The following is a 6,000-nucleotide window of genomic DNA, read 5'->3' on the forward strand; positions in this document are numbered from 1 at the left end:
ACAACGCGGACACATGAGCGCGTCAGGCAGTACCAGGGCGATCATGGCGGCACTCGGCGCCAACCTCGCGATCGCGGCGTCGAAGTTCGTGGCGTTCGCGTTCAGCGGCTCGTCGTCGATGCTCGCCGAGGGTGTCCACTCCGTCGCCGACTCCGGCAACCAGTTCCTGCTGCTGATCGGCGGCAAGAAGGCGCAGCGCGAGGCGACCCCCCAGCATCCCTTCGGCTACGGCCGAGAGCGCTACATCTACGCGTTCCTCGTCTCGATCGTCCTGTTCTCCATCGGCGGCATGTTCGCCATCTACGAGGGCTACGAGAAGATCACCCACCCCCACCCGGTCGAGCACTGGTACTGGCCGGTGGGGGTCCTGCTCTTCGCGGTCGTCGCCGAGGGCTTCTCCTTCCGCACGGCCATCAAGGAGTCCAACGAACTGCGCGGCAAGCTGTCCTGGTCGCAGTTCATCCGCCGCGCCAAGGCCCCCGAACTGCCCGTCGTCCTGCTGGAGGACTTCGGCGCACTCATCGGTCTGGTCCTCGCCCTCGGCGGGGTGGGCCTGGCCCTGCTCACGGGCGACGGCGTCTGGGACGGCGTCGGCACCGTCTGCATCGGCGTCCTGCTGGTCTGCATCGCCCTCGTGCTCGCCGCCGAGACCAAGTCGCTGCTGCTCGGAGAGGCCGCGGGCATCGAGGAGGTCCGGAAGATCGAGGCCGCGATCGTCGACGGCGACACCGTCACCGGCGTCATCCACATGCGCACCCTCCACCTCGGCCCCGAGGAACTGCTGATCGCCGCCAAGATCGCCGTCCAGCACGACGACACGGCCGGCGAGGTCGCCAACGCCATCAACGCGGCCGAGGCCCGCATCCGCGCCGCCGTCCCCATCGCCCGCGTGATCTATCTCGAACCCGACATCTACAGCGAGGCCGAGGCCGCCAAGGGCCCGGACCCGGAGGCGACCCCGGGCGGGCCCGCCCCGCAGGAGGCCGGCCACTGATTGACGGGAACTCTTCGAAGGCGGACTGGGGGCTCCACCGTCTCCCGGTGTAGCTTGGGACGGAGCCAGACGTCGCTGCTGATGGCGGTCGGGCGGTCCCGCAGCGGACCGTCCGAGGGAGAGAGGGCCTCCGACGGACTGCGCTGCGCGCACGCGGGCATGCCTGTGTCCTCTTCTCGGGCACCCCTGTGTCCGCCGCCGCGCAGACCAGCCGTACCCACCTCGACCCAAACCCCGAGGAGCAGCTCGCAATGACGACTGTCGACAACCGACAGGACTTCAAGGTCGCCGACCTCTCCCTGGCCGAGTTCGGCCGCAAGGAGATCACCCTCGCCGAGCACGAGATGCCGGGCCTGATGGCGATCCGCAAGGAATACGCCGAGGCCCAGCCCCTCGCCGGCGCCCGCGTCACCGGCTCGCTGCACATGACCGTGCAGACCGCCGTCCTCATCGAGACCCTGGTCGCCCTCGGCGCCCGGGTCCGCTGGGCCTCCTGCAACATCTTCTCCACCCAGGACCACGCGGCCGCCGCCATCGCCGTCGGCCCGAACGGCACGCCCGACAACCCGCAGGGCGTCCCGGTCTTCGCCTGGAAGGGCGAGACCCTGGAGGAGTACTGGTGGTGCACCGAGCAGGCGCTGACCTGGCCCGACAGCGCCACCGGCGGCCCGAACATGATTCTCGACGACGGTGGCGACGCCACCCTCCTCGTCCACAAGGGCGTCGAGTACGAGAAGGACGGCAAGGTCCCCGGCCTGGAGACCGCCGAGTCCGACGAGCACCGCGTCATCCTCCAGCTCCTGCACCGCACCCTGGGCGAGAACCCCCAGAAGTGGACCCAGCTCGCCTCGGAGATCCGCGGCGTCACCGAGGAGACCACCACCGGCGTCCACCGCCTGTACGAGATGCAGCGCGACGGCGTGCTCCTCTTCCCGGCGATCAACGTGAACGACGCCGTCACCAAGTCGAAGTTCGACAACAAGTACGGCTGCCGCCACTCCCTGGTCGACGGCATCAACCGCGCCACCGACGTCCTCATCGGCGGCAAGACCGTCGTCGTCTGCGGCTACGGCGACGTGGGCAAGGGCTGCGCGGAGTCCCTGCGCGGCCAGGGTGCCCGCGTGATCATCACCGAGATCGACCCGATCTGCGCCCTGCAGGCGGCGATGGACGGCTACCAGGTCACCACCCTGGACGAGGTCGTCGAGACCGCCGACATCTTCGTCACCACCACCGGCAACAAGGACATCATCCTCGCGTCGGACATGGCGAGGATGAAGCACCAGGCGATCGTCGGCAACATCGGCCACTTCGACAACGAGATCGACATGGCCGGCCTCGCCCGGATCCCGGGCATCGTCAAGGACGAGGTCAAGCCGCAGGTCCACACCTGGACGTTCCCCGACGGCAAGGTCATCATCGTGCTGTCCGAGGGCCGCCTGCTGAACCTGGGCAACGCCACCGGCCACCCGTCGTTCGTGATGTCCAACTCCTTCGCGGACCAGACCCTGGCCCAGATCGAGCTGTTCACCAAGCCCGACGAGTACCCGACCGGCGTCTACGTGCTGCCCAAGCACCTCGACGAGAAGGTCGCCCGCCTCCACCTGGACGCGCTCGGCGTCAAGCTCACCAAGCTGCGCCCCGAGCAGGCCGCGTACATCGGCGTGGAGGTCGACGGCCCGTACAAGTCGGACCACTACCGCTACTGAGTCCGCAGTCCCGCTCGCCGGGGAGCGCACGGGTGCACCCCCACGCTCCCCGGCGGCAGGTCCGCCGATCCGCAGAGGCAGGCCCCCGCACCCCCGTGCCGGGGGCCTGACCCTTCGGCCCCGGACGGGGCCTCGGACCGGACCAGCAGCCGCAGCCGGACCGCCGGCCCGTCAAGACCCAGGACCCCCATGCCACGCGGCCGATATTCGCTCCACGATCCGCACGATCACACCCCCCTCGGGGAAGAGCACTTCCAGTGCGCGCCGGGCCCCTCCGGCTGGCGCTACGTCTCCCAGCTGACCACCCCCGCCGGCGACCACCAGGGCTCGGTCGATCTCACCCTGGACGACCTCGGCCGGCCCATCCGCCTCGAACTGCACGCGGGAGGCTGGCAGGTGCGAGGCGCCGCCCTCGAAGGCGTCACCTGGGTCCGCACCGACGCCACCGGAACCCATGCCGCCGAAGGCAACGTGCGCGCCCACGCCTTCACCGGCACGTCCCCCGCGTTCCTCGTCGCCACCGCCCGTCTCCTGCGCCTCACCCCCTCCTCGGCGACCCGTGTGCGCCTCGTGGCCTTCACCGACCCGGTCCTCGCCCCCCGGACCCTGGACCAGTCCTGGACCTTGCTGGACAGCGAAGCACACGACACTGACAACGGCCCCCTCACCGTGGACGCATACCAGGTCACAGCCCTGGACACGGGCGAGAGGCACACCGTGCACATCGCCGGGGACGTGGTTCTGTCCGCGCCCTGGATCGAGCTGGAAGACCTCCGATCACCGCCGTCCCGCTCCGACTGAGCGGCCGCCGGTGCCTCAGGCCGGCGGCGCGAATCCGGTGGCCGGGCGCCCGGCGGGCGACTCCGCAACCGGCGCGGACGGCGCGGACGGCGTGGACGGCGCCACGGGAATCCGTGGTGGAGCCGAGGCCGGGGGCCGACCCGTCTCCGGCGCGGTCGGCGGCGAGTGGCCGGACGCACCACCGGCGGCCCCCCAGGGCCCAGTGGACTCCCCGGGCGCCCCGGGCGCGGAGGCAGCGGACGATCCCTCCGGCGCACCCTCCCCGGCCCCGCCGAAAGCCCTCCTGGCCTCGCGGGACTGCCGTTCCTGGACCACGGCGGCCAGGAAGGCCGCCGGGTGCTCGCCGTGCGGCACCGGAGCACCCGTGCGCGCCGCGACGTCCGCCGCGAGCCGCTGCGCCATCTCCCAGGACACCTGCGGATCCAGTTGCCGCATCCGCGTCAGGTACTGCCGGACGGCGAGCCACAGCCCGTCCGGTACGGCCGACAGGTCCAGCTCGGCGAACCGTCCCGCGAGCCACGGCGGCGGCGGAGGCACCTGGCCGGTCTGCCCGGCGGGAATCCGCTCACGCACGACCAGGGTGCCCGCGAACACGTCGCCGAGCCGCCGCCCCCGCGCCGACACGAGCGAGGCGATGCAGGCCACCACTCCGAACGTCATCAGGATCTCGACCACACCGATGGCGCCGCGCACCAACGAGTGCCGGAACCGGACGGGCCCACCGTCGTCCCGCACCACACGCAGCCCGAACACCAGCTTCCCCAGTGAGCGGCCGTGGCTGAGGGTCTCCACCGCGATCGGCCCGCCGACCAGCACCAGCAGGAAGGAGGCGATCGACAGCGCGATCTGAGCGGCCTCGTCGAGAGACGACGTCGCCGCCACCAGCGCGAGCGTCACGCCCATGTACGCGAACACGGCCACGACCAGGTCGAGCAGCACGGCCAAGGCCCTGCTCGGCAACTTCGCGGGCCGCAATTCGAGCGCCACCGCCTCGCCGGTCACCAGCTCACTCACGCCTGTCGTCCTTCCCCTGGCCTGCCCCGTGAACCGCAAGTCTGCCAAGCTGAGGGCGCATCGCGCCGCAGTACGACAAGCTGAACGCAACAAGAGCATCCACGACGAGCAGTGGACGACCAGCCGAGGAGCAGGCAGACCCCATGGACCTGGACGTCTTCGTCTCCGCCCACCGCGCCGAGTGGGACCGCCTCGACGCCCTGCTCCGCCGCCGGCGCCGCCTCGACGGAACCGAGGCGGACGAGCTCGTCGTCCTCTACCAGCGCACCGCCACCCACCTCTCGCTCATCCAGTCCAGTGCTCCCGACCCCCAGCTGACGGGCCGGCTCAGCCAACTGGTGGCACGCGCGCGCAGTGCCGTGACCGGCACCCGCCGCGCGTCATGGCGGGACGTCACGCGGTTCCTGGGGCAGGGGTTCCCGGCCGCGGTCTATCGCGCGCGTCGCTGGTGGGTGCCCACCGCGCTGGTCTCCACCGCCGTCGCCGTCCTTCTGGGCTGGTGGATAGGCACCCACCCGGAGGTCCAGTCGACCATCGCGGCTCCCAGCCAACTGCGTGAGCTGACCCGGCCCGGCGGCGAGTACGAGACCTACTACTCCAGCCATCCCGCGGCGTCCTTCGCCGCCCAGGTATGGACGAACAACGCCCAGGCGGCGGCGATGTGCCTGGTCCTGGGGATCTTCCTGGGCCTGCCGGTGCTCTTCATCCTCTTCGAGAACATGCTCAACCTGGCGGTCGGCATCGGCCTGATGTCGTCCGCCGGCCGCCTCGACACCTTCCTCGGGCTGATCCTCCCGCACGGACTGCTGGAACTGACCGCGGTCTTCGTCGCCGCCGGCACCGGTCTGCGCCTCGGCTGGACCCTCGTCGACCCGGGTCCGCGCAGTCGCCGTACCGCGCTCGCCGAAGAGGGCCGGGCCGCGGTCGGCATGGCCATCGGCCTCGCGCTCGTCCTCTTCGTCTCCGGTGCCATCGAAGGCTTCGTCACTCCGTCCGGGCTGCCCACCTGGGCCCGTATCGGCATCGGGATCGCAGCCGAGCTGGCCTTCCTGGCGTACGTCTTCGTCCTGGGGGGCCGCGCGGTGCGGGCCGGCGAGACGGGCGACATCGAGGCGGCCGAGCGCAGCTCCACCGTGCCCCTGGCCGCCTGATGTGCATCCACGGTCTCTGAGCTGCTAGTCTCTGGTTCGCCCCGCAAGAGCCGTTGACACGGCCCGAGCGGGGAGGTAGATTCAAACAGTTGCCTAGAACTGGACAGGTTCGGGGCTGATCGTTTAGAATCTACTTGCTTCCCAAGGATCGCGGACGCGATCGAGGAGAAGCACCCCCTCCGAATTACTCAGAAATGAGTGGCCGGTCAGATCGGCCAAAAACTTCTGATAAAGTCGGAACCGCCGGAAAGGGAAACGCGAGAGCGGGAACCTGGAAAGCACCGAGGAAATCGGGTCGAGAAAAGATCTGATAGAGTCGGAAACGCAAGAC

General features: G+C 70.3%; 5 protein-coding genes. 4 read left to right on the forward strand and 1 reads right to left on the reverse strand.

Annotated elements, in window-relative coordinates; translation table 11 throughout:
* The first annotated feature begins 13 nt into the window (after window positions 1–13).
* From MXD57_RS27850 to MXD57_RS27860, 3 genes are all read left to right on the forward strand, one after another.
* Window positions 14–994: a cation diffusion facilitator family transporter gene (locus tag MXD57_RS27850; RefSeq protein ID WP_250404873.1), complete on the forward strand. Its 981-nt coding sequence runs from the start codon at window positions 14–16 to the stop codon at window positions 992–994.
* A 251-nt stretch (window positions 995–1,245) separates the two neighbouring features.
* On the forward strand, window positions 1,246–2,703 hold the full coding sequence (ahcY, locus tag MXD57_RS27855; RefSeq protein ID WP_250404874.1) for an adenosylhomocysteinase: 1,458 nt from the start codon (window positions 1,246–1,248) through the stop codon (window positions 2,701–2,703).
* A 189-nt stretch (window positions 2,704–2,892) separates the two neighbouring features.
* Window positions 2,893–3,504 (forward strand): hypothetical protein, encoded by a 612-nt coding sequence (locus MXD57_RS27860; RefSeq protein WP_250404876.1) that lies wholly within the window; start codon window positions 2,893–2,895, stop codon window positions 3,502–3,504.
* Between the two features lie 15 nt (window positions 3,505–3,519).
* On the opposite strand, the gene MXD57_RS27865 is transcribed toward MXD57_RS27860, so the two are convergent.
* The gene (locus MXD57_RS27865; RefSeq protein ID WP_250404878.1) at window positions 3,520–4,518 is read right to left on the reverse strand and encodes an RDD family protein; all 999 of its coding nucleotides are present in this window, start codon (window positions 4,516–4,518) and stop codon (window positions 3,520–3,522) included.
* A 143-nt stretch (window positions 4,519–4,661) separates the two neighbouring features.
* Between MXD57_RS27865 and MXD57_RS27870 the strand changes: the two genes are divergently transcribed.
* A complete protein-coding gene (locus MXD57_RS27870) occupies window positions 4,662–5,669 on the forward strand; it encodes a stage II sporulation protein M (protein WP_250404880.1) in 1,008 nt (335 codons plus the stop codon).
* The last annotated feature ends 331 nt before the right edge of the window (window positions 5,670–6,000 follow it).

Origin of the sequence: Streptomyces cellostaticus, from assembly GCF_023630175.1 — a bacterium.
Taxonomy (GTDB): Bacteria; Actinomycetota; Actinomycetes; order Streptomycetales; family Streptomycetaceae; genus Streptomyces; species Streptomyces cellostaticus_A.

Excerpts from the sequence above, each read along its gene's own strand:
- MXD57_RS27860 (WP_250404876.1), top strand. The coding sequence starts at position 2,893 with ATGCCACGCGGCCGATATTCGCTCCACGATCCGCACGATCACACCCCC.
- MXD57_RS27850 (WP_250404873.1), top strand. The coding sequence starts at position 14 with ATGAGCGCGTCAGGCAGTACCAGGGCGATCATGGCGGCACTCGGCGCC.
- MXD57_RS27870 (WP_250404880.1), top strand. The coding sequence starts at position 4,662 with ATGGACCTGGACGTCTTCGTCTCCGCCCACCGCGCCGAGTGGGACCGC.
- ahcY (WP_250404874.1), top strand. The coding sequence starts at position 1,246 with ATGACGACTGTCGACAACCGACAGGACTTCAAGGTCGCCGACCTCTCC.